Annotated in this window: 16 protein-coding genes; 8 read left to right on the top strand and 8 right to left on the bottom strand. The window is 72.5% G+C overall.

Translation table 11 applies throughout. The features are described 5' to 3' along the window. The first annotated feature begins 62 nt into the window (after positions 1-62). The 5 genes from OHA30_RS06635 (at position 63) to OHA30_RS06615 (ending at position 10,367) form a co-directional block, all read left to right on the top strand. The gene (locus tag OHA30_RS06635; protein ID WP_328912856.1) at positions 63-905 is read left to right on the top strand and encodes a DsbA family protein; all 843 of its coding nucleotides are present in this window, start codon (positions 63-65) and stop codon (positions 903-905) included. Between the two features lie 108 nt (positions 906-1,013). After that, the gene (lgt, locus tag OHA30_RS06630; RefSeq protein ID WP_328912855.1) at positions 1,014-1,976 is read left to right on the top strand and encodes a prolipoprotein diacylglyceryl transferase; all 963 of its coding nucleotides are present in this window, start codon (positions 1,014-1,016) and stop codon (positions 1,974-1,976) included. A 793-nt stretch (positions 1,977-2,769) separates the two neighbouring features. After that, entirely contained in the window at positions 2,770-7,392 is a 4,623-nt protein-coding gene (gltB, locus tag OHA30_RS06625; RefSeq protein WP_405785745.1) for a glutamate synthase large subunit, read from the top strand. After that, entirely contained in the window at positions 7,385-8,848 is a 1,464-nt protein-coding gene (locus OHA30_RS06620) for a glutamate synthase subunit beta (protein ID WP_328912853.1), read from the top strand. The genes gltB and OHA30_RS06620 overlap by 8 nt, the downstream gene beginning before the upstream one ends. 298 nt (positions 8,849-9,146) lie before the next feature. After that, complete coding sequence (locus OHA30_RS06615) at positions 9,147-10,367, top strand: hypothetical protein (RefSeq protein ID WP_328912852.1); 1,221 nt, start codon at positions 9,147-9,149, stop codon at positions 10,365-10,367. Between the two features lie 53 nt (positions 10,368-10,420). Here the strand turns inward: OHA30_RS06615 and OHA30_RS06610 are convergent, their stop codons facing one another. Continuing rightward, positions 10,421-11,335 (bottom strand): hypothetical protein, encoded by a 915-nt coding sequence (locus OHA30_RS06610; protein WP_328912851.1) that lies wholly within the window; start codon positions 11,333-11,335, stop codon positions 10,421-10,423. A 98-nt stretch (positions 11,336-11,433) separates the two neighbouring features. Between OHA30_RS06610 and OHA30_RS06605 the strand changes: the two genes are divergently transcribed. The 3 genes from OHA30_RS06605 to OHA30_RS06595 all read left to right on the top strand — a co-directional run bounded on the left by OHA30_RS06605 (position 11,434) and on the right by OHA30_RS06595 (position 15,193). Then, positions 11,434-11,649, top strand: a complete 216-nt coding sequence (locus tag OHA30_RS06605; RefSeq protein WP_328912850.1) for a hypothetical protein — start codon at positions 11,434-11,436, stop codon at positions 11,647-11,649. A gap of 49 nt (positions 11,650-11,698) precedes the next feature. Next, positions 11,699-14,215, top strand: coding sequence for an aminopeptidase N (gene pepN / locus OHA30_RS06600; RefSeq protein ID WP_328912849.1), 2,517 nt, complete (start codon positions 11,699-11,701; stop codon positions 14,213-14,215). Positions 14,216-14,332: 117 nt separating this feature from the next. Beyond that, positions 14,333-15,193: a LysR family transcriptional regulator gene (locus OHA30_RS06595; RefSeq protein ID WP_328912848.1), complete on the top strand. Its 861-nt coding sequence runs from the start codon at positions 14,333-14,335 to the stop codon at positions 15,191-15,193. Between the two features lie 84 nt (positions 15,194-15,277). On the opposite strand, the gene OHA30_RS06590 is transcribed toward OHA30_RS06595, so the two are convergent. The 7 genes from OHA30_RS06590 to OHA30_RS06560 form a co-directional block, all read right to left on the bottom strand. Beyond that, on the bottom strand, positions 15,278-16,447 hold the full coding sequence (locus tag OHA30_RS06590) for an acyl-CoA dehydrogenase family protein (RefSeq protein ID WP_328912847.1): 1,170 nt from the start codon (positions 16,445-16,447) through the stop codon (positions 15,278-15,280). Beyond that, on the bottom strand, positions 16,444-17,583 hold the full coding sequence (locus OHA30_RS06585) for an ABC transporter substrate-binding protein (RefSeq protein WP_328912846.1): 1,140 nt from the start codon (positions 17,581-17,583) through the stop codon (positions 16,444-16,446). Before OHA30_RS06585 ends, OHA30_RS06590 begins: the two co-directional genes overlap by 4 nt. 79 nt (positions 17,584-17,662) lie before the next feature. Beyond that, positions 17,663-18,790, bottom strand: coding sequence for an LLM class flavin-dependent oxidoreductase (locus OHA30_RS06580; protein WP_328912845.1), 1,128 nt, complete (start codon positions 18,788-18,790; stop codon positions 17,663-17,665). Between the two features lie 61 nt (positions 18,791-18,851). Then, a complete protein-coding gene (locus tag OHA30_RS06575; protein WP_328912844.1) occupies positions 18,852-19,877 on the bottom strand; it encodes an ABC transporter substrate-binding protein in 1,026 nt (341 codons plus the stop codon). A gap of 80 nt (positions 19,878-19,957) precedes the next feature. Next, positions 19,958-20,839 (bottom strand): ABC transporter ATP-binding protein, encoded by an 882-nt coding sequence (locus OHA30_RS06570; RefSeq protein ID WP_328912843.1) that lies wholly within the window; start codon positions 20,837-20,839, stop codon positions 19,958-19,960. Between the two features lie 2 nt (positions 20,840-20,841). Next, positions 20,842-21,783, bottom strand: coding sequence for an ABC transporter permease (locus OHA30_RS06565; protein ID WP_328912842.1), 942 nt, complete (start codon positions 21,781-21,783; stop codon positions 20,842-20,844). Beyond that, positions 21,780-22,655, bottom strand: coding sequence for a sulfurtransferase (locus tag OHA30_RS06560; RefSeq protein WP_328917762.1), 876 nt, complete (start codon positions 22,653-22,655; stop codon positions 21,780-21,782). The genes OHA30_RS06565 and OHA30_RS06560 overlap by 4 nt, the downstream gene beginning before the upstream one ends. Between the last annotated feature and the right edge of the window lie 57 nt (positions 22,656-22,712).

The following is a 22,712-nucleotide window of genomic DNA, read 5'->3' as shown; positions in this document are numbered from 1 at the left end:
CCCTCGGGCGAAAAACGGTGCGGGGAGACGCTGAGCGCCTCCCCGCACCGTTGTCCACGGGCGTGAGCCAGAAGAACCGTGACGAAAAACGCAGCGCCCGCGCGGCGCTCCAGGAACAGCGCGAAAAGGACAAGGTCCGCGCCAAACGCAGGCGGACGATCATGGTGGGGTCGGCGGTGATCGTCGTCCTCGCCGTCGCCGCCGGCATCGGAGTGGCCATCGCCGAGCACAACAGCGGCAGCGGCACGGTGGCGGGCCCGGTGACCGCCCCCAAGGGCGCGACCGGGACGGACAGCCTCGTGATCCCGGTCGGGGCCGGCGACGCCCCCTCGACCCTCTCGATCTACGAGGACTTCCGCTGCCCGGCCTGTGACGCCTTCGAGAAGTCCTTCACCCCGACCGTCCACAGCCTGGAGGACAGCGGGCAGATGCGCACGGAGTACCACCTCGTGACGCTCATCGACGGCAATCTCGGCGGCTCGGGCTCGCTGAACGCAGCGAACGCCGCCGCCTGCGCCCAGGACGCCGGGAAGTTCCGCGCCTACCACGACGTGCTCTACACCAACCAGCCCGACGAGCAGGACGACAAGTTCGCCGACAAGGCCAACCTGCTCACACTCGCCGACAAGGTCAGCGGCCTGCGCACCCCCACCTTCACCGCCTGTGTGAACGACGGCACCCACAATTCCTGGGTGCGCAAGTCCAACGCCGCCTTCAACAAGGCGGGCTTCGGCGGCACCCCGACCGTCCTGCTCAACGGCAAGAACATCTACGGCTCCCAGAGCGCCCCGCTCACCCCGGACTCGCTGAAGAAGATGGTGGCGGACGCGAACAAGGGCAAGAAGGCCGGTACGGTCACCGCGCCGCCGTCCACCGGAGTCGGGACGGTTCCGCCGCCCTCCTGAGCGGCGGGGACGGGCCGCGCGGGGTCCGTCCCCGGCACGGGATGTTATTCACACGTAGCCGGGTGGGTTGCCTCATCACCCGCCCGGCACGGTAGCGTCGGCATTGCCATGGATCTCGCATTCATCCCCAGCCCGTCGCACGGAGTCGTCCACCTCGGACCGATTCCCCTGCGCGGCTACGCGTTCTGCATCATCATCGGTGTCTTCGTCGCCGTCTGGCTCGGAAACAAGCGCTGGCTCGCCCGCGGCGGCAAGGTCGGCACGGTGGCGGACATCGCCGTGTGGGCGGTGCCGTTCGGCCTGGTCGGCGGCCGGCTGTACCACGTGATCACCGATTACGAGCTGTACTTCACCAATGGCAAGGACTGGGTCGACGCCTTCAAGGTCTGGCAGGGCGGCCTCGGCATCTGGGGCGCCATCGCCATGGGCGCGCTCGGCGCCTGGATCGGCTGCCGCAGGCGCGGCATCGCCCTGCCCGCGTACGCGGACGCCATCGCGCCCGGTATCGCCTTCGCGCAGGCCATCGGCCGCTGGGGCAACTGGTTCAACCAGGAGCTGTACGGCAACCCGACCACGCTGCCGTGGGGACTCAAGATCGACGCGGCGCACCGGCCGGACGCGACGCCGGACGTGGCCACATACCACCCGACGTTCCTGTACGAGTCGCTGTGGTGCGTCGGCGTGGCCCTGCTGGTGCTCTGGGCCGACCGCCGCTTCAAGCTCGGCCACGGCCGCGCCTTCGCGCTCTACGTGGCGTCGTACACGGTGGGCCGCTTCTGGATCGAGCACATGCGGGTCGACTACGCCCACCATGTGCTGGGCATGAGGCTCAACGACTGGACCGCGATCATCGTCTTCGCGGCCGCGGTGCTCTACTTCGTCCTGTCCGCCCGCAGCCGTCCCGGCCGCGAGCCGGAGGTCGAGCCGGTCACCGCCGGGTCGGCCCCTGACGACGCCGAGCCGACTGACGAGCAGCCGTCCGTTCCGGCCGTCGACGTGCCGGAGCAGGCGCCCGAGGTCGCCGCTGTCGAGGACGCCGAGCAGCCGCCGAGGGCGGCGAACCCCCACTAGCGGGCTTGCAGCCCGAGCTTTCCGTCCGCAGGTGAGCGCAACGCCCCCGGGCTCCGCCCGGGGGTGCCTCCAGTGCCCCTGGCGGGGCCTTCCGCGGAGACCCGTCTGCGTCGCAGGGGCACATTGCCGATCGCAGGTCCGTCGTGGCTTGTCGCGCAGTTCCTCGCGCCCCTAATCGGGGCCTTCTGCCCGTGGGACGCGCAGCGCCCCTGGCGGGGCCTGCCCCGGGGACCCGTCTGCCTCGCAGGGGTACATTGCCGACCGTAGGTCCGTCGTGGCTTGTCGCGCAGTTCCTCGCGCCCCTAATCGGGGCCTTCTGCCCGGGGGACGCCCGGCGCCCCTGGCGGGGCCTGCCCCGGGGACCCGTCTGCGTCGCAGGGGTACATTGCCGACCGTAGGTCTGTCGTGGCTTGTCGCGCAGTTCCTCGCGCCCCTGGCGGGGCCCTCCGGTGCCGCCCGCGCCAGCCCCAGGCGTGGGGTGGCCCGCACGGATGTGTGGCCGACGGCGGCGGCCCGCTGCCCCGCGCCGGGGGCCCGGCAAGGGGACGGTGTGAACGACCCGTTTCAGCGGCGGCCGCACTGGGCATCAGTCGTTCACACCATCGGCGGGGCCTCACGACAGCCCTCACGGAAACCGTGCGTAACATCCGGCGGCCCGACGCGGCCTTGATCCGCCCGCTTCTGCCCCATAAGTACGTCCATATGCTGGTACCGAGTATCCGGTTCCCGAACCGCTCGGCCATTATGTAATCTGCACGAAATCGCAGAGGGCCAACGTCGTCCCTGTTGCGCAATGCCTGAGCCAAGGCAATGCATACAAGCCAATGACGACGACGGGAGAGCCATGCGTTCGCGTTTCGCGTTCATGGACGGGCACCCCGCCCCGCAGGGGATGTACGACCCCCGTAACGAGCACGACGCCTGCGGCGTCGGCTTCGTGGCCACCCTCACCGGCGAGGCGAGCCACACGCTCGTGGAGCAGGCGCTCACCGTCCTGCGCAACCTGGAGCACCGCGGCGCCACCGGCGCCGAGCCCGACTCGGGCGACGGCGCGGGCATCCTGCTCCAGATCCCGGACGCCTTCCTCCGTGAGGTGGCCGGATTCGAGCTGCCCGCCGACGGGCGGTACGCGGTCGGCCTGGCCTTTCTTCCCGTCGAGCACGAGGACCGCGCCAAGGCGGTCGACGCGATCGAGCGGATCGCCACCGAGGAGGGCCTGAGCGTCCTGGGCTGGCGCGAGGTCCCGGTCGCCCCCGACCTGCTCGGTGCCACCGCCCGCTCGACCATGCCGTACTTCTCGCAGCTCTTCATCGGCGACGCCACCGGGGCCGGGCGCTCCGGCATCGCGCTCGACCGGCCCGCCTTCGTCCTGCGCAAGCGCGCCGAGCGCGAGGCCGACGTCTACTTCCCGTCGCTGTCCGCGCGCACGGTCGTCTACAAGGGCATGCTCACCACCGGCCAGCTGGAGCCGTTCTTCCCCGACCTGTCCGACCCGCGGTTCGCCACCGCGATCGCGCTGGTCCACTCGCGCTTCTCCACCAACACCTTCCCGAGCTGGCCGCTCGCCCACCCGTACCGCTTCGTCGCGCACAACGGCGAGATCAACACCGTCAAGGGCAACCGCAACTGGATGCGGGCCCGCGAGTCGCAGCTGGCCAGCGACCTCTTCAGCGCCGCCGGGCACGCCGAGGGCCCCGCCGACCTGGAGCGGATCTTCCCGATCTGTACGCCGGGCGCCTCCGACACCGCGTCCTTCGACGAGGTGCTGGAACTGCTGCACCTGGGCGGGCGCTCGCTGCCGCACAGCGTGCTGATGATGATCCCCGAGGCGTGGGAGAACCACACCTCGATGGACCCGGCCAGGCGCGCCTTCTACCAGTACCACTCCACGCTGATGGAGCCCTGGGACGGCCCCGCCTGTGTCACCTTCACCGACGGCTCGGTGGTCGGCGCGGTCCTGGACCGCAACGGACTGCGCCCCGGCCGCTACTGGGTCACCGACGACGGCCTGGTCGTCCTCGCCTCCGAGTCGGGCGTCCTGGACATCCCCCCGGGCAAGGTCGTCCGCAAGGGACGCCTCCAGCCCGGCCGGATGTTCCTGGTCGACACCGTCTCGCACCGGATCGTCGAGGACGACGAGATCAAGGCCGGGATCGCGGCCGAGCACCCGTACGCCGACTGGCTCGACGCCGGTCTGGTCGACCTCGCCGACCTGCCCGAGCGCGAGCACATCGTGCACACCCACGCCTCGGTCACCCGGCGCCAGCAGACCTTCGGCTACACCGAGGAGGAGCTGCGGGTCATCCTCGCGCCCATGGCCAGGACCGGCGGCGAACCGCTCGGCTCCATGGGCACCGACTCGCCGATCGCCGCGCTCTCCCAGCGTCCCCGGCTGCTCTTCGACTACTTCACCCAGCTCTTCGCGCAGGTCACCAACCCGCCGCTGGACGCCATCCGCGAGGAACTGGTCACCTCGCTGATCTCCACCATCGGCCCCTCGGGCAATCTGCTGGAGCCCAGCCCGGCGTCCTGCCGCAACATCACCCTGCCGTTCCCGGTGATCGACAACGACGAGCTGGCCAAGCTCATCCACGTCAACGCCGACGGCGACATGCCCGGCCTCAAGGGCGCCACGCTCTCCGGTCTGTACCGGGTCACCGGGGGCGGCGGCGCGCTGGCCGCCCGGCTCGCCGAGATCTGCGCCGAGGCCGACGCCGCCATTGAGGACGGCGCTCGGCTGATCGTCCTGTCCGACCGGCACTCCGACGCCGAGCACGCGCCGATCCCCTCGCTGCTGCTCACCTCCGCCGTGCACCACCACCTGATCCGCACCAAGCAGCGCACCCAGGTCGGTCTGCTGATCGAGGCCGGCGACGTGCGCGAGGTGCACCACGTGGCGCTGCTCATCGGCTACGGCGCCGCGGCCGTCAACCCGTACCTGGCCATGGAGTCCGTCGAGGACCTGGTCCGCGCGGGCACCTTCCTGCAGGGCATCGAGCCCGAGGACGCGATCAGGAACCTGATCAAGGGCCTGGGCAAGGGCGTGCTCAAGGTGATGTCCAAGATGGGCATCTCCACCGTCGCCTCCTACCGCGGCGCGCAGGTCTTCGAGGCCATCGGCCTGGAGGCCGACTTCGTGGACACCTACTTCCACGGCACCGACACCAAGATCGGCGGCGCCGGCATCGACGTCATCGCCCGGGAGGTCGCTGCCCGGCACGTCAAGGCGTACCCGGTCTCGGGCATCGCCGCCGCGCACCGCCGGCTGGAGATCGGCGGCGAGTACCAGTGGCGCCGCGAGGGCGAGCCGCACCTGTTCGACCCGGACACCGTCTTCCGGCTCCAGCACGCCACCCGCACCCGGCGCTACGACATCTTCAAGCAGTACACCAGCCGGGTGAACGAGCAGTCCGAGCGGCTGATGACGCTGCGCGGCCTGTTCGGTCTCAAGAGCGAGCGCGAGCCGATCCCGCTGGACGAGGTCGAGCCGGTCGGCGAGATCGTCAAGCGCTTCTCCACCGGCGCGATGTCGTACGGCTCGATCTCCCGCGAGGCGCACGAGACGCTGGCCATCGCCATGAACCAGCTCGGCGGCAAGTCCAACACCGGCGAGGGCGGCGAGGACTCCGAGCGGCTCTACGATCCGGCCCGGCGCAGCGCCATCAAGCAGGTCGCCTCCGGCCGCTTCGGCGTCACCTCGGAGTACCTGGTCAACGCCGACGACATCCAGATCAAGATGGCCCAGGGCGCCAAGCCCGGCGAGGGCGGTCAGCTGCCCGGCCACAAGGTCTACCCGTGGGTGGCCGGCACCCGGCACTCCACCCCGGGCGTCGGTCTGATCTCGCCGCCGCCGCACCACGACATCTACTCGATCGAGGACCTCGCCCAGCTGATCCACGACCTGAAGAACGCCAACCCCAAGGCGCGGGTCCACGTCAAGCTGGTCTCCGAGGTCGGCGTCGGCACGGTCGCCGCGGGCGTCTCCAAGGCGCACGCCGATGTCGTGCTGATCTCCGGCCACGACGGCGGTACGGGCGCCTCACCGCTGACCTCGCTCAAGCACGCGGGCGGCCCCTGGGAGCTGGGCCTTGCCGAGACCCAGCAGACGCTGCTGCTCAACGGCCTGCGGGACCGTATCGTCGTGCAGACCGACGGCCAGCTCAAGACCGGCCGTGACGTGGTCATCGCCGCGCTGCTGGGCGCCGAGGAGTTCGGCTTCGCCACCGCGCCGCTGGTCGTCTCCGGCTGCGTGATGATGCGGGTCTGCCACCTCGACACCTGCCCGGTCGGCGTCGCCACCCAGAACCCGGTGCTGCGCGAGCGCTTCTCCGGCAAGCCCGAGTTCGTGGTGAACTTCTTCGAGTTCGTCGCCGAGGAGGTCCGTGAGCTCCTCGCCGAGCTGGGCTTCCGCAGCATCGAGGAGGCCGTCGGCCGCGCCGAGCTGATCGACGCCGGCCGCGCGGTGGACCACTGGAAGGCACAGGGCCTCGACCTGGCCCCGCTGCTGTACGTGCCGGAGCTGCCCGAGGGCGCCTCGCTGCACCACACCACCGCCCAGGACCACGGCCTGGACCGCGCCCTGGACAACGAGCTGATCCGGCTCGCCGCCGAGGCCCTGGAGACCGGCGCCCCGGTCCGCGCCCAGGTGGCGATCCGCAACGTCAACCGCACGGTCGGCACGATGCTCGGCCACGAGGTGACCAAGAAGTACGGCGGCGCGGGTCTGCCCGACGACACGATCGACATCACCTTCACCGGCTCCGCGGGCCAGTCCTTCGGCGCCTTCCTGCCCAGGGGCGTCACCCTGCGGCTGGAGGGCGACGCCAACGACTACGTCGGCAAGGGCCTGTCCGGTGGCCGGGTCGTGGTCCGCCCGGACCGCGGCGCCGACCACCTCGCGGAGTTCTCCACCATCGCGGGCAACACCATCGCCTACGGGGCCACCGGCGGCGAGCTGTTCCTGCGCGGCCGGACCGGTGAGCGGTTCTGCGTACGCAACTCCGGGGCCACCGTGGTCTCCGAGGGCGTGGGCGACCACGGCTGCGAGTACATGACCGGCGGCCGGGCCGTCGTCCTCGGCGTCACAGGGCGGAACTTCGCGGCCGGCATGTCCGGCGGCATCGCCTACGTCCTCGACCTCGACCCGGCGTGCGTCAACACCGGCATGGTCGGGGTCGAGCAGTTGGACGCCGACGACATCACGTGGCTGCACGATGTGGTGCGCCGCCACTTCGAGGAGACCGGGTCCACCGTCGCCGAGCGGCTGCTCGCCGACTGGGGCGGCGCCCTCACCCGCTTCGGCAAGGTCATGCCGAGGGACTACAAGGCAGTGCTCGCCGCCAAGAACGCCGCCGAGCAGGCCGGACTCTCCGAGTCCGAGACCACCGCGAAGATGATGGAGGCGGCAAATGGCTGACCCCAAGGGCTTCCTCACCACCCCGCGTGAGACCGCGCCGACCCGTCCGGTCGAGGAGCGCAAGCAGGACTGGAACGAGGTCTACGTTCCCGGCGGGCTGCTGCCGATCATCAGCAAGCAGGCCGGCCGCTGCATGGACTGCGGCATCCCCTTCTGCCACAACGGCTGCCCGCTGGGCAATCTCATCCCCGAGTGGAACGACTACGCCTACCGCGGGGACTGGACCGCCGCGATCGAGCGGCTGCACGCGACCAACAACTTCCCGGAGTTCACCGGGCGGCTGTGCCCGGCGCCGTGCGAGTCCGCGTGTGTGCTCGGCATCAACCAGCCGCCGGTCACCATCAAGAACGTCGAGGTCAGCATCATCGACAAGGCGTGGGACGCCGGTGATGTCACCCCGCAGCCGCCCGAGCGGCTGTCCGGCAAGACCGTCGCCGTCATCGGCTCGGGCCCCGCGGGCCTGGCCGCCGCGCAGCAGCTGACCCGGGCCGGTCACACGGTCGCGGTGTACGAGCGCGCCGACCGGATCGGCGGGCTGCTGCGGTACGGCATCCCCGAGTTCAAGATGGAGAAGCGCCACATCAACCGCCGTATCGAGCAGATGCGGGCGGAGGGCACCAAGTTCCGTACCGGGGTGCAGATCGGTACGGACCTGGACGCGGCGAAGCTGGCCAAGCGGTACGACGCGATCGTCATCGCGGCCGGCGCGACCGTCTCGCGCGATCTGCCCGTGCCCGGGCGCGACCTCAAGGGCATCCACCTCGCCATGGAGTACCTGCCGCTGGCCAACAAGGTGCAGGAGGGCGACTTCGTGTCGCCGCCGATCACCGCGGAGGGCAAGCACGTCGTCGTCATCGGCGGCGGTGACACCGGCGCGGACTGCGTCGGCACCGCGCACCGGCAGGGCGCGCTGTCGGTGACCCAGCTGGAGATCATGCCGCGGCCCTCCGACGAGCGGCCCGCCGGCCAGCCCTGGCCGACGATGCCGGCCGTCTTCAAGGTGAGCTCCGCGCACGAGGAGGGCGGCGAGCGGGTCTACGCCGTCAACACGGTGAAGTTCACCGGTGACGAGGAGGGCCGGGTGCGGGAACTGCACCTGGTCGAGGTCGTCTTCGAAGGCGGCAGGTTCATCCCCCAGGAGGGCACCGAGCGGGTCCTCCCGGCGGATCTGGTCACCCTGGCGATGGGCTTCACCGGTACGGACCAGGGCAACGGGCTGGTCGAACAGCTCGGTCTCGAACTGGACGGGCGCGGCAACATCGCCCGCGACGGCTCCTACGCGACCAACGTCGACGGCGTCTTCGTCGCCGGTGACGCCGGGCGCGGTCAGTCGCTCATCGTCTGGGCCATCGCGGAGGGACGCTCGGCCGCGAAGGCGGTCGACACGTACCTCACCGGGGTGGCGTCGGCACTGCACGACCCGATTCGTCCGACGGACCGTCCGCTGATGGTCTGACGGTCACGGTGTCCCGTACAACGGCGTACGGAACGCGGTAACACCCCCACCCGCGGCGCTCGCCACTCCCCGACCAAGGAGGCGAGCGTCGCGGTTTTCGTTTGCGGGGTGTTCCGGAGCCGGGGTGTTCCGGGGCACGGGAGCACAGGGCGGGACCCGGCTGGACCCGGCTGGACCCGGCGCCGCTGGGCCGGACGGGTGGCATCGACGGCGCCGGTGGTGTGGCGTGCGCGGCGCGGTGGGACCTTTCAGCGGCACAGCCGACCGCCCTCCTTCCCCTCCGAACGGAGCCCGCCGTATGTCCCGGTTCAGAGCATCCCTCGGCGCGACCCTCACCGCGGTGGCCGTCGCTGCGATCCCCTCGGTCCTGCTGTCGGCCCCGGCCGACGCCGCCGCGCCCGTCGTCGTGCGGGTCGGACCCGCCGACCTGGGCCCGAACGGCCCCTGGCTGCGGCTCCAGGACGACCCCGGCAACGCCGGCCGTCCGCCGGGCGTCCAGGAGGTCTCGCCGTTCGCCGACCCGGTGCGGTTCGACGGCAGCCTCCATCTGGCCGTCGCCGCCGCCGCCGAGGCCCAGCAGGCCCAGGCGGCGCACTACTTCACCAGCACCGTGCCGCTGTCCACCGTCGCCGCGTCCCCGCTGTCGTACGACCTGTACGTCAAGGGCTCGACCTCCACCCCCGCCGCCATCCCCTACGGCGCGAACCTCCAGCTGCCCGCGCAGTGCCAGGGCCTCTTCACCACCCTCAGCTTCCAGCCGCAGCTGGCCACCGACAGTCAGGGGCGTACCGGCGCGGTGGCCGACGCCTGGCGGCACTTCGACGCCGGCGGCTCGGCCCTGTGGCGCACCTCCCGCGCGGTGGGCCCGTTCGCCGCGCAGAGCGACCACCCGCTGAGCGACTACGTCAGCACGTGCGACGCCGCGGGTGACGGCGCGATCGGCGTGATCGCGAACGTCGGCAGGCTCGGCGACGCCACCGCGAGCCTGGACACCTATGTCGACAACCTCACCGTGAACGGCACGGTCTACGACTTCGCCGTGCCGGGCACGGCCACCGGCGGGATCACCGTCGGCGCCTCCGGCGACTGCGGCGGCCACGGTGGCGGATACGGCAGCGGCTACGGCGGTTACGGCAGCGGCAGCGGTGGCGGCCACGGCAAGCCCTGCCCGCCGGCCGACGGCACCATCACCTTCACCAGCCCCGCCGACGGCCCCGCCTTCAGCTCCGTCGGCACCCTGCTGACCTTCTCCGGGCAGGGGCTCACCCCCGGCAGCCTCACCGTGACCGCGAACGGCCTGCCCGTCACACTGACCGCCGGCCCCGACGGCACCCTCACCGCCGTGGTCACCCCGGACCCCGAGACCGACCTCGGCCCGGACGGGACGTACAGCACGACGTTCACCGTCGCGTTCAACGACGCGCGGCACGGAACGGTCACCCTCACCGCGCAACTGCTGGCCCAGGGCTACGACCCCCTCCAGCCGATCGGGGTGACGGCCTCCGCGCGGCTCGGCTGACCACAGCCGACAGCGTCACCGCGCCGGAAAGCGCCGCCCCAGGGCGGCGCTTTCTAGGTCTCGCACTCCAATTCCGTTCTGCACAGGGCGCACCTGGCACGCAGGCGCCCTGTGCAGGGCAGGCGGATGCGTTGGCAGCAGGTCGGGCAGGAGAAGGACACGCGGAGGGCGGACGGGGGACCGTCGAAGGAGTAGCCGGCCGAGGGCGGGGCGAGCCCGGCGCGGCGGTGCTTGGCGTAGAGGCGCCGAGCCGCCCACCCCGCCGCCGCCAGCGGCGCAGCCCGCTGCTCCCGCCGCGCCACCGCCAGCCCCGCCCGGTACGCGTCCCGCGCCTGCGGACTGCGGAACCACGGCTCGATGTCGTCGCCCAGCGCCAGCGCCCGCTTCGCCAGCACGTACCCGAACTCCTCCGGCGTCAAGTACCCCAGCTTGAACGCCGCCCTGGTGATCCGCTCCCCGCGCATCGCCGGCTCCTCCCGGTACGCGTCCAGCAGCAGCCATCCCGCGCCGAGATACGTCGTCGCCGTGTCGGTGAGGATCTCGTTGTCCCGGCTGCCGGGGAACTCCAGCCCGAGCCGGTGCAGATACACATGCATCACCTCGTGCGCCAGCGCCGCCCCCACATCGCGGCGGTCGGACTTGAAGCGCGTGTGCAGCTCGATGAAGTACTCCGGGCCCGCGGCCAGTTCGACGTTCCCCGCGTGGACCATGTCCCGGAAGCTCACCACCATCCGGGCGTCCGGCAGCCGGAAGTGCTGGACCATCACCCGGGCCACCCGCTGCGCGCCGAGGTACAGCTCCTCGTCGTCGGGGAAGTCCACCAGCTCGGGCCGTACGCTCGTGGCGAACCGCTCCACCCCGTCGGCGGACAGCCGCTTGTACAGCGCGGTCAGCGCGGCCCGTACCGTCTCCAGATGCGGAAAACCGTGCACGATCGGTTCGTCGCCGGCCTGCGGTGCTTCGGCCATGCCCCACCTCCCCGGCACCGAGCCTACGCGCCGGACCGCCCTGTTCGCCTCTGGCACAACACCGCCGCCCGGCCCGGCCACGGCCGTAACGTGACCTTATGGACACCGTACAAGTGACCGCCGACATCACGATGCTGCGCTTCCCCGTCGGACAGGCGTACCTCGTGCGTGTCCCGGCCGACTCCGGGCCCGCCGGCGCCCGGCTCGCCGCGCTCGACACCGGCACCGCCCTGTTCGGCCACGGCGAACCGCTGACCGGCGACGCCGGAGCGGCCCTGCGCGCGGCCGCCGGGGCGGCCGACCCGCACAATTGATCGGCAAATCGCGTACCACCGGCCCCGCCCGTTTGGCAGCATGACCCGCATGCCTGCCCTCACCCGCGCCGAGGCCGAGACCCGCGCCCGCGATCTGACCGTCCAGCACTACACGATCGACCTCGACCTCACCAGGGGAGAGGAGATCTTCGGATCGACATCCGTGATCCGCTTCACCGCTCTGCGCCCCTGCGACACCTTCGCCGAGATCCGGCCCGCCGCCCTGCGCGCGGTCCTGCTCGACGGCGCCCCGCTGGACCCCGCCCTCCTCGACGCCCTCCCCGACGACAACCGCCTTCCGCTGACCGGCCTCGCCGAGGGCCCGCACGAACTGCGGGTCGAGGCCGACATGCGCTACTCCCGCACCGGCGAGGGCATGCACCGCTTCACCGACCCCGCCGACGGCGAGACCTACGTCTACACCCAGCTGTTCATGAACGACGTCCAGCGCGTCGCCGCCGCCTTCGACCAGCCCGACCTCAAGGCCGTCTTCGAGGTCGAGGTCACCGCGCCCGAGGAGTGGACCGTCCTCGGCAACTCCCTGGCCTCCCGTACCGCCCCCGGCCGCTGGCGCACCGCCCCCACCCCGCTGATCTCCACGTATCTGCTCGCCGTCGCGGCCGGCCCCTGGCACTCGGTCCGCACCGAGCACGCCGGGCTCCCCTTCGGCCTGCACTGCCGCCGCTCGCTCGCCCCCCACCTGGACCGCGACACCGCCGAACTCCTCGAACTGACCCGCCGCTGCTTCGACCGCTACCACGAACTCTTCGACGAGCCCTACCCGTTCGACTCCTACGACCAGGCGTTCGTCCCCGAGTTCAACGCGGGCGCGATGGAGAACCCCGGCCTGGTCACCTTCCGCGACGAGTACGTCTTCCGGTCCGCGGTCACCCCCATCGAGGCCCAGTGGCGGGCGGTGGTCATCGCCCACGAGATGGCCCACATGTGGTTCGGCGACCTGGTCACCCTGCGCTGGTGGGACGACATCTGGCTCAACGAGTCCTTCGCCGAGTACATGGGCTACCAGGTGGTCTCCGAGGTCACCGCCTTCACCGGCAGCTGGAACGACTTCGCCGTCGCCCGCAAGTCCTGGGGCTACGACGCCGACCAGCGCCCCTCCACCCACCCGGTCGCCCCCGACCCCGAGGCCGTCCCCGACACCGCCTCCGCCCTCAACAACTTCGACGGCATCTCCTACGCCAAGGGCGCCTCCGCGCTGCGCCAACTCGTCGCCTGGCTCGGCCACAAGGACTTCCTCGCCGGGATCAACGAGCACTTCGCCCGCCACAGGTTCGGCAACGCCACCCTCGCCGACTTCATCGACTCCCTGGCGGGCGCCACCGACCGCGACGTCCCCGGCTGGGCCGACGCCTGGCTGCGCACCAGCGGCGTCGACACCCTCACCCCCGCCGCGCCCCCCGCGCCCGAGGGCTGGCGGCTGGAGGTCGAGCACACCGGCCGGCGCCCGCACCGGATCGTGGTGGGCCTGTACGACCGGGCCGTCGCCGACCCCGCGCGGCTCGTCCTGCGCGAACGCCTCACCCTGGACGTCCCCGCCGAGGGGGCCGCCGAACCCCGCGCGCTGCCCGGCCCCCGGCCCGATGTCGTCCTGCTCAACGACGGCGACCTGTCCTTCACCAAGATCCGCTTCGACCCGCACTCCTGGGACACCCTCGGCGAGACCCTGGGCAACCTTCCGGACCCGCTGAGCCGGGCCGTCGCCTGGAACGCCGCCCGCGACCTGGTCCGCGACGCGGTGATCGCCCCCGGCGCCCATCTGGACCTGCTCGCCCGGCATCTGCCCGCCGAGACCGACCCGGCCGTGGTCGACGGCGTGCTCACCTTCGCCCGCACCCACATCGCCGACAGCTATCTCGCCCCCGGCCTGCGCGACAGCGCGCTCGCGGGCCTGGCCGCCACCAGCCGCGCGCTGCTCGCCGCCGGCCACGACGAGACCCGGCTCACCGCCACCCGGATCCTCGTCGACTCCGCGATCGGCGCCGAGGACGCCGCCGAACTGCGCCGCTGGTACACCGGGGGCGCGATCCCCGGCGCCGCCGACCTCGACCCCGAACTGCGCTGGCGGCTGCTGCTGCGGCTGGCCGTACTCGGCGCCGCCGACGCCTCCGACATCGACGCGGAACTCGCCCGCGACCCCAGCGCCACCGGCCGCGAGGGCGCCGCCCGCTGCCGCGCCGCGCTGCCCGACAAGGCCGCGAAGGCCGCCGCGTGGGAGTCGATGTTCCACGACGACACCCTGTCCAACTACCTGTTCACCGCCACCGCCCAGGGCTTCTGGCGGCCCGAACACCAGGACCTGGTCGAGGAGTTCGTCCCCCGCTTCTACCCCGACGCGGTCGCCCTGGCCGCCCGCAGGGGACCCGCCATCGCCGAGGCCGTCGGGCGGTACGCCTTCCCCGGCACGGTCGTTGAGGCGGCCAACCTGGAGCTGGGCCGTGCCACCCTGGCTGACGCCGACCTCACCCCCGCCCTGCGCCGGGCCCTCACCGACCGGCTGGACGACCTGGCCCGCGCGCTGAACGTCCGCACCACGCACGGCGGTTGAGCATCGGGTCCGATATGTGCCGCGGGGAGCCGGGGAATCGCGCCGGCTCCCCACGGCACGGGTACCAGGACATCTCGCCGTAGGGTTCCCGAAACCGCAGGTTGGTACGCTCGCGGCATGGCCGAGGTTCTGGACATCGTCGCCCTGCGCACCTTCACCTCGATAGCCGACTGCGGCGGCTTCCACCGCGCGGCCGCCGCGATCGGGCTGTCCCAGTCCGCGGTCAGCCAGCATGTGCGGCGGCTGGAGAAGGCGGTCGGTGGGCCGCTGGTGGCGCGCGACGGCCGGACCATGCGCTTCACCCCGAAGGGCGAGACGCTGCTCGCCGAGGCCCGCAAGATCCTCACCGCGCACGACGAGGCACTGACCCGGCTCGGCCTCGGCGAGCGCGACGCGGGGACGATCGTGGTCGGCTCGACCGAGCACGCCGCCGACCGCATCCTGCCCGCGATCACCGGCGTGCTGCGCGAGCGCTACCCGTCCTACGGGGTGCGCTTCCGCCTCGACCGCAGCGCCCGCCTCAACGACGGCCTCGACCGCGGCAGCATCGACGTGGCCGTCTTCCTCGGCGACGCCCGGGAACGCGACTGCGCACTGGCCGGAGCGCTGCCGCTGTCCTGGTTCTCCGCGCCCTCCTGGCGGATGCCCGCCGAGGGGACACCCATCCCGGTCGTCGCCATCGACCACCCCTGCACGATCCGCCGCCGGGCGCTGGAGACACTCTCCGACCACGGGCTGCCGGCGGCCGTCGTGGTGGAGGCCGCCTATCTCGCCGGGGTGATGAACGCGATCCGCGGCGGCCTCGGCATCGGTCTGCTCGCCGACGTCGGCCCGCCGCCCGAGGGCCTGGAACGCCGTGACGACCTGCCCCCGGTGCCGCCCGAACTGCTGCATCTGCGCACCCGGTCCGACGCGCCGCCGCGACTGGCCGAGGTCACGGCGGCGGCGGTACGCGGCCTGCTCGGCGAGCGGGCCTGAGCCCGGAGCCGGCCGCCGGGGGAGGCCGGTCCCGCCGCGGACCGCCCGCCGCCGGGGGAGGCCGGTCCCGCCGCCGCGCCTTGTTCACGCGCCCGGCGCCGCGGCGGCCAGCACCGCCGCGCCGATGTCCAGCAGCGCGGTGTCCTCCTGGGGAGCGTGGACGCCGGCCGACTGGATGTCGCGGAAGTGGCGTTCCAGCGGGTTGTCCTGCGACAGACCGGGGTTGCCCAGCAGCCGCAGACCGGTCTGGACGGCCGCGGTGATCTGGCGGACCACCACGACCTTCGCGGCCAACGCCTCGGCGCCCGCGACCGGTTCGCCCCGGTCGAGCCGGGCGGTCGCGCCGAATACCAGCTGCTCGGCGGTCGACAGCAGCGTCTCGATCTCGCCCGCCGTCTGCTTGAAACGGTCGGTGGTGGCCAGCGGACGGCCGAGGTTGGCGGGCACCCGCTCGTGGGCGAACCGGTGCACACTGCTCTGCGCGGCCCGGGCCACCCCGATGTAGAGCGCGGACAGCAGCAGGTGCACGGCGCCGGCCGCGAGGTTGTCCTGCTGGGCGCGCGGGCCGTGCTCGGTGATGTCCAGGACATGGCCGGCCGGGATCTCGACCTCGGTGAGGACCACGTCGTGGCTGCCGCTGGCACGAAGGCCCAACTGCCGCCAGGTGGGCACGACTTCGATCCCGGGCGACTCGGCGGGCAGCACGAACGTGCCGACACGCGGGACGGGTTCGTCGGTGGCCGCCCACACCAGGAAGTAACTCAGCCCCTCCGCGCCCGTCACGAACCGCTTGCGGCCGCTGACCGACCAGCCGTCCGCCGTCCGCCGGGCCAGCGTCGCCGGCAGTCCGCCGCGCGCCGGGGAGCCCAACTCCGGCTCCACACGGGCGTTGTTGAGCAGGGTGGGCTTCTCCGCCGACTCCGCGAGCAGCTTCGCGTACAGCTCCTCCGGCCACGGCCGCCGCGCCTGGAAGGCGTGCGGGAGCAGCGTCATCGCCGTGATCAGCCCGGCCGACGGGTCGCCCCTGCCGAGCGCGAGCAGGATGCGCGCGAGATCGGTCGGGCCCGCGCCCGCGCCGCCGTAGCGGGCGTCGACGCCCGCGGTGAGCAGCCCGGCGTCGTGGATCACCCGGATCGCCGCGTGCGGGAAGGCCCCGCTGCGGTCGTACTCGGCGGCCGTCGTGGCGAGCGCCGCCGTGACCTCGTCCAGCCGGTCGAGTGCGGGCACCGGCAACCGTACGGTGGGCGCGGTCACTTGGCGGCCGTCGCGGGGATCGCGGCCGTGAGGGACGCGGTCAGCGCGTCGGTCCAGTACGACGCCACGTCGACCTTCTTCGGCAGCACCCCGAGCTGGGCGAAGGTGTCGGCCACGTCCTGCTCCTTGGCGATCGCGTCGGCGGCGCCCGGCACGATCCGGCTGGGCGTCTGCTTCTCGTTCGCCTGGAGCTGGCTGAGCGCCTGCGCCACCGGCTGCACGGTCGCGTCGGCGGTGACCTTCGCGAAGTCGGCCTCGTGGCCGTCGCGGATGTACGCGAACGCCTTGTCGACCCGGCCCAGCAGGTCCACCAGGGCCGCCGACTTGGCGGGGTCGGCCAGCAGAGCCGTGGACGCCTCCCAGGGGAAGTTCCCGGACAGGATGTCCTCCCCGGAGCCGATCACGGTCGCGCCCTTCTGCTTCAGCGCGATGACCGAAGTGCCGTACGTGGCAAGGGCGTCGACCGATCCGCTGGACAGCGCGGCCACACCCGCCTGCGGGGTGAGCTGCACCGCGTCGATGTCGCTCCACTGGAGGCCGTTCTGCACCAGCAGCTTGTAGAGGAAGAACTGCGCGGTGGTCGCCGGGACGTAGCCGACCTTCTTGCCCTTGAGCTGGGCGATGGAGGTCAGCCCCGAGTTCTTGCCCGCCAGGACGTTCTGCAGCGTGGTGCTGTTCCGCTCGATCGCCACCACCCGCCACTTGGGGGCCGGGCCCGCCGCCGCGAACACCGGCGGGATGTCGCTGGTGAGCGCCGCGTCGAGGGCGCCGCCCTGGAGGGCCTGGAGCTGCTTGTCGCCGCCGGGGAAGACCGGCCACTTGACCTTGTACGGCGTGTTGTCCAGCCCGGCGAGCTTGAGCGCGCCCTGGAGCTGGGCCCAGCCGGTCTGGCCCACCTGGAGGGTGACCGAGGACAGGTCGATGTCCTTGGCGGCGTCTGCGGCGGCGCTCACCGACGGCTTGGCGTCGGAGTCCGCCGCCTTGGACGAGTCGTTCGACGAGGAGCCGCAGGCGGCGAGCGGGAGGACGAGCGCGGCCAGGGCGCCGGCCAGCGCGGCGGTCCGCGGCCGGGAGCCGGTCCGTACGGGCGGGGTCGGGCGGGACGCGAGCGGGGGGTGCGGGTGCTGTCTGGGCATGACCGGTCCTTGTCGGTGAGTGCGGCGAAGTGAGGCGGGTGTGGTGGTGCGGGCGGCGGTACGGGTACGCGTCGGGCGGTCAGCCGGTGGCGGCCAGCGGCGTCGAGGGAGCTGCGGTGGCCGCGCGGTGGGCCAGCTCCTGGCGGACCTGCGGCAGCACGTAACGGGCGTAGTCGATCGCGTCGTTGAGCGGGTCGTAGCCCCGGATCGACAGCAGCTCGCAGCCGATGTCGACGTAGTCGAGCAGGGCCTTGGCGACGGTCTCGTAACTGCCCACCAGCGCCGTGGAGCTGCCCGCCGCGTTGGTGGCGGTCACCAGCGGTGTCCACAGCGCCCGGTCGTGGAGTTCGCCGCGCGCGGCGACGTCGAGCAGCCGCTGCGAGCCGACGTTGGCGGGCCGGCCGGCGCCGGGCGTCGGGTAGCGGGAGCCGGCCGGGGTCGCCGCGACGGTCTCCTTGACCTTGCCGAGAATCCGGTGGGCCTTCTCCCAGGCGAGTTCATCGGTGGCGGCGACGATCGGACGGAAGGACACCCAGATCCGCGGGTGCGGGCGGCCGGCCGCGTCGGCGACCGCGTTGACCGACGCGATCTGCTCGGCGGTCTCCTTGAGCGGCTCGCCCCACAGACCGAAGATGTCGCCCTGCCGGCCGCCCACCCGGTACGCCTCCTGCGACGAACCGCCCACCGAGATGGGGATGGTGTCGCCGTAGGGCTTGATGCCGGTCGAGAAGTCCTCGAACTTGTAGTACGTGCCCTCGTGGCTGATCGGCCCGGTCGCCGACCACACCTTGCGCAGGACCTGGATGAACTCCTCGGACCTGTCGTAGCGCTGACTCTTCGTCAAGTAGTCGCCCTCGCGGGCCTGTTCGGTGTCGTTGCCGCCGGAGATGATGTGCAGTCCGATCCGTCCCCTGCCGATCCGGTCGATCGTGGCGAGTGCCTTGGCGACCCGGGTGGGGAAGACGAAGCCGGGCCGGTGCGCGAGCATCGGCTTGATCCGCTCGGAGTTGTTCACGACGAACTGGGCCAATTGTTCGGCGTCGACACTGGCCGAGCTGTAGGCGACGAGCGTCCAGTCGAAGCCGCCGTCGTCCAGCGCCCGTACGAAACGGCGGGTGTAGTCGACGTCGAAACCGGTGTGCCGGCCCGGCCCGGTGGCCTCGGTGACGTTGGTGGTGTGGGTGGCGCTGATGAACTCGACGGGCATGGCCTGCTCCGAATCGGTGGGTCGGGGGTGTCGGGCGGGAGACCTCGGTCGGGCGGGGACGTCAGCCGGCGGCGTGCGGGTACAGGGAGGTGTCGACCGTGTCGGCGACCCGCACGTCGGTGGGCAGCGAGCCGATCCCGCTCATCAGGTCGGAGACGTCCTGCACCTTCGCGGTGAGGGTGGGTGAGACCGGCTGGAGGGAATTCGCCCCCTGGGAGGTGACGGTCGTGGCGACGTCGGCGGGCACGCCGTTCTTCTCCGCGAAGACCTGGGCGTACTGCTCCCTGTGCGCGGTCGTCCACGCGTAGGCCGCGGCCAGCCGGTTCAGGAAGTCCGCGATGGCGGCCTTGCGGGCCGGATCGGCGATCGAGGACTGCGCGGCGGACAGGAAGCCGACGCCGCTCGTGCGCCCGTCGCGGCCGTCGACCACGATCCGCGCGCCCTTCTGCACGGCGATGTCCTGGTAGATGCCGAAGGTCGCCCAGATCTGGATCTTCCCGGCGTTGAACGCCGCCTGGGCGGCGGTGGGCAGCAGATACTGCACCTTCACGTCGCTGTACTTCAGCCCGGCGTCGGTGAGGACCCTGGCCAGCAGGTATTCGGCGATGCTGCCCCGGGCCGAGGAGACCACCACCGTCCTGCCCTTGAGGTCGGCGACCGTCTTCACCGGCGAGTCCTTGCGCGTGATGATCGCCGTGCCGGAGCCGTTGGAGGTGGCGGCGGCGACCAGCTTGATCTTCAGACCGCCGCTGATGGCCTGGAGGGTGGGCAGGTCGGCGGCGGTGCCGGTGTCGACCTTTCCGCTCTGCATCGCCTGGAACAGCGGCGCTGCGCCCTGGAACTCGGCCCACTTGACCTTGTAGGGCGCGTCCTTGAGGGTGCCGGCGGCGGTCAGCAGGGTCTGGAGGCCGTTGGCCTGGTCGCCCAGGGTGAGGGTGACGCCGGACAGGTCGGGGGCGCCGCCGTCGGACGCGGCGGGCGCCGCGGCCTCCTTCTTCGGCGAGCCGTCGCCGCAGGCCGCCAGCGGGAAGGACAGGACGACGGTGGCGCAGAGCGCGGCGATCAGCCGCGGGACAGGGCGGGACATGGGCTTTCCTCTGGTCGGGTGGCGCCTGGAGCGTGGTTCTGGGGTACGCGGGCGGCGGTCGGCCCGCCGCCTCGGGGGTGTCAAGCGGCGGCTGCGGGGCCCGGGTCGGAGACCGCGTCGGTGGCTGTACCGTCCTCGGCGAGGCCCGTGGCGTCCGGCGCGGTGCCGGGGCCCACTCCGAGCCGGCCGAGCAGTTCGGTGCGCAGCGCCACGAAGGCGGGGGAGGCGATGTCCCGGGGCCGGGGCAGGCCGACCACCGCCTCGTGGGCGATCGCGCCGTCCTTCATCACCAGCACCCGGTCCGCGAGGAGCACGGCCTCCTCCACGTCGTGGGTGACCAGCAGGACCCCGCAGTTGTGCCGGATCCACAGCTCGCCCACCAACTGCTGTGCTTTGACCCGGGTCAGGGCGTCGAGCGCGCCGAACGGCTCGTCGAGCAGCAGCAGATCGGGCCTGCGGACCAGCGCGCGGGCGAGGGAGACGCGCTGCGCCTCGCCGCCGGAGAGCGTCTTGGGCCACACCGAGGCCCGTTCCGACAGCCCGACCTCGGCGAGATAGCGCTCGGCGAGCGCCCGGTCGGCGCGGCCCGGCAGACCGAGCACGACATTGCGCCAGACCCGCTTCCAGGGCAGCAGCCGGGGCGCCTGGAAGGCCACCGCGCGGCGCCGAGGCACCGTGACCGTCCCCTCGATGTCGCGGTCGAGGCCGGCCAGCACCCGCAGCAGCGTGCTCTTGCCGCAGCCGCTGTGGCCGAGCAGGGCGACGAACTCACCGGGCGCGATGTCGAGATCGAGCCCGTCGATCACCCGGCGCGGGCCGAACGCCCGTACCAGGCCGCGGACCCGGACCGATGTGTCCGAGTCCCCGGGAGCCGGCGCGGGAACGGCCGACGTGGGAACGGCCTGCGCGGAGGAGTCCCGCGCGGAAGCGGCCTCGGGGGGAGTGGTCTGTGCAGTGCTCATCGTCATGCTCCGTCGAAGGATGCGCGCCAGGACAGCAGATACTTCGTGCCGAGCCGGACGATCAGATCGCTGACCAGCCCGAGGACGGCGTAGACCACCAGACACACCACGATCACGTCGGTCTGGAAGAACTGCTCGGCGTTGTTCATCAGGAAGCCGACGCCGTTGGTCGCGTTGATCTGCTCGGCGAAGACCAGGGCCAGCCAGGCGCTGCCGAGGGCGTACCGCAGGCCGACGAGGGCGCCGGGCAGGGCGCCGGGCAGCACGATGTGCCGGATCTGGCCCCAGCGGCTGAGGCCCAGCACCACACCTGCCTCGACCAGTTGCGGGTCGACACCGCGGATGCCCGCGTAGATGTTGAAGTACAGCGGGAAGGTCACCGCGATCACCACCAGGGCGATCTTCGGCCGCTCGTCGATGCCGAACCACACGATGAACAGCGGGATCAGACCCACCCAGGGCAGCGCGCGCAGCATGCCGACGGTCGCGTCGATCAGGTCCTCGCCGAGCCGGAACAGCCCGGCCAGCAGGGCCAGCGCGGTGCCCGCGACCGCGCCGATCACAAAGCCCTCGATCACCCGCTGGGCCGACGCCCAGATCGCGGAGCCGAGCTTCCCGTCGGCGGTCAGCTCCCAGCCCTTGTGGAAGACCGCCACCGGGGAGGCCAGCGTGTCGGTGGAGAGGACCCCGGTCGCGCTCAGCAGCCACCACAGCAGCAGCGCGCCGATCGGACCGAAGGAGCGGCGTACCGGACGCGGTATGTGCCAGCGCGCCCGTACATGGGCCGGGCGGATCGTCTCGGTGCCGCCCCGCGACAGGTCGGGGCGCCGCGCGTGCGGCTCCTTGGCCGGCGGGTCCCCGCCGGAGCTGTCCGCCCGGGCCGGCGGCTCGGCGGCGCCCGGCGCCTGGACCGGCTGCCGCCGGGAGATCTCACTCGTACTCATCGCTCTCCCCCTGGGAGTTGGGGCGTACCGGGTTCGGGACCGGTGGCCGCAGGACGCCCGGGGTCGGACGACCACGCCGACCAGGAGCCCGGGTACAGCGCCGCGTCGACGCCCGCGACGGCGAGGGCGGCGATCTGGTGTGCGGCCGTCACCCCGGAGCCGCAGTACACGCCGACCGCCGTCTCCGGGCCGACGCCGAGCGCGGCGAACCGCTCACGGAGCCGGCCGGCGTCGGCGAAGCGGCCGTCGGCGTCGAGGTTCTGGCCGGTCGGGGCGCTGACCGCGCCGGGAATGTGGCCCGCGCGCGGGTCGACCGGCTCGCTCTCGCCGCGGTAGCGCTCCCCGGCGCGGGCGTCCAGCAGCACACCGCCGGCGGGCAGTACGGCCGCCCGCCCGGCGTCGATCACCGGCAGCCTCCCCGGGCTGAGCACGATGTCGCCGGGCCCGGCGGCGTACTCCTCGCCGGACCCCAGCGGTGCGTCCGCCGCGCGCCACGCGGCCAGCGAACCGTCCAGAATCCGTACGTCCGCCACGCCCGCCCAGCGCAGCAGCCACCAGGCGCGGGCGGCGGCCAGGCCGCCGGCGTCGTCGTAGACCACCACCGGGCGCCGCGCGGTGACTCCCCAGCGGCGGGCGTGCCGTTGGAGCTCGGCGGGGTCGGGCAGCGGGTGCCGGCCCAGCTCCGGCCGCGCGGGGGCGGCGAGTTCGGTGTCCAGGTCGACATAGAGCGCGCCGGGGATGTGGGCGTCCGCGTAGTGCTTGCGGCCGTCCGGGTCGCCGAGCGCCCAGCGCACATCGAGCAGCAACGGGGGCCGCTCGCCCGCGAGTTCGGCCCGCAGTTCGTCGACCGTGACCAGTACGGGCGGCCGCAGGCCCGGTACGGTCGCCGCGAGGTCGGCGTCGCCGAGCGAACCGGCCGCCGTGCCCTC

Origin of the sequence: Streptomyces sp. NBC_00223, from assembly GCF_036199905.1 — a bacterium.
In the GTDB taxonomy this organism is placed as follows: Bacteria; Actinomycetota; Actinomycetes; order Streptomycetales; family Streptomycetaceae; genus Actinacidiphila.
The sequence above is the reverse complement of the archived record's forward strand: the minus strand, read 5'-3'. Positions and strand labels throughout refer to the sequence as shown.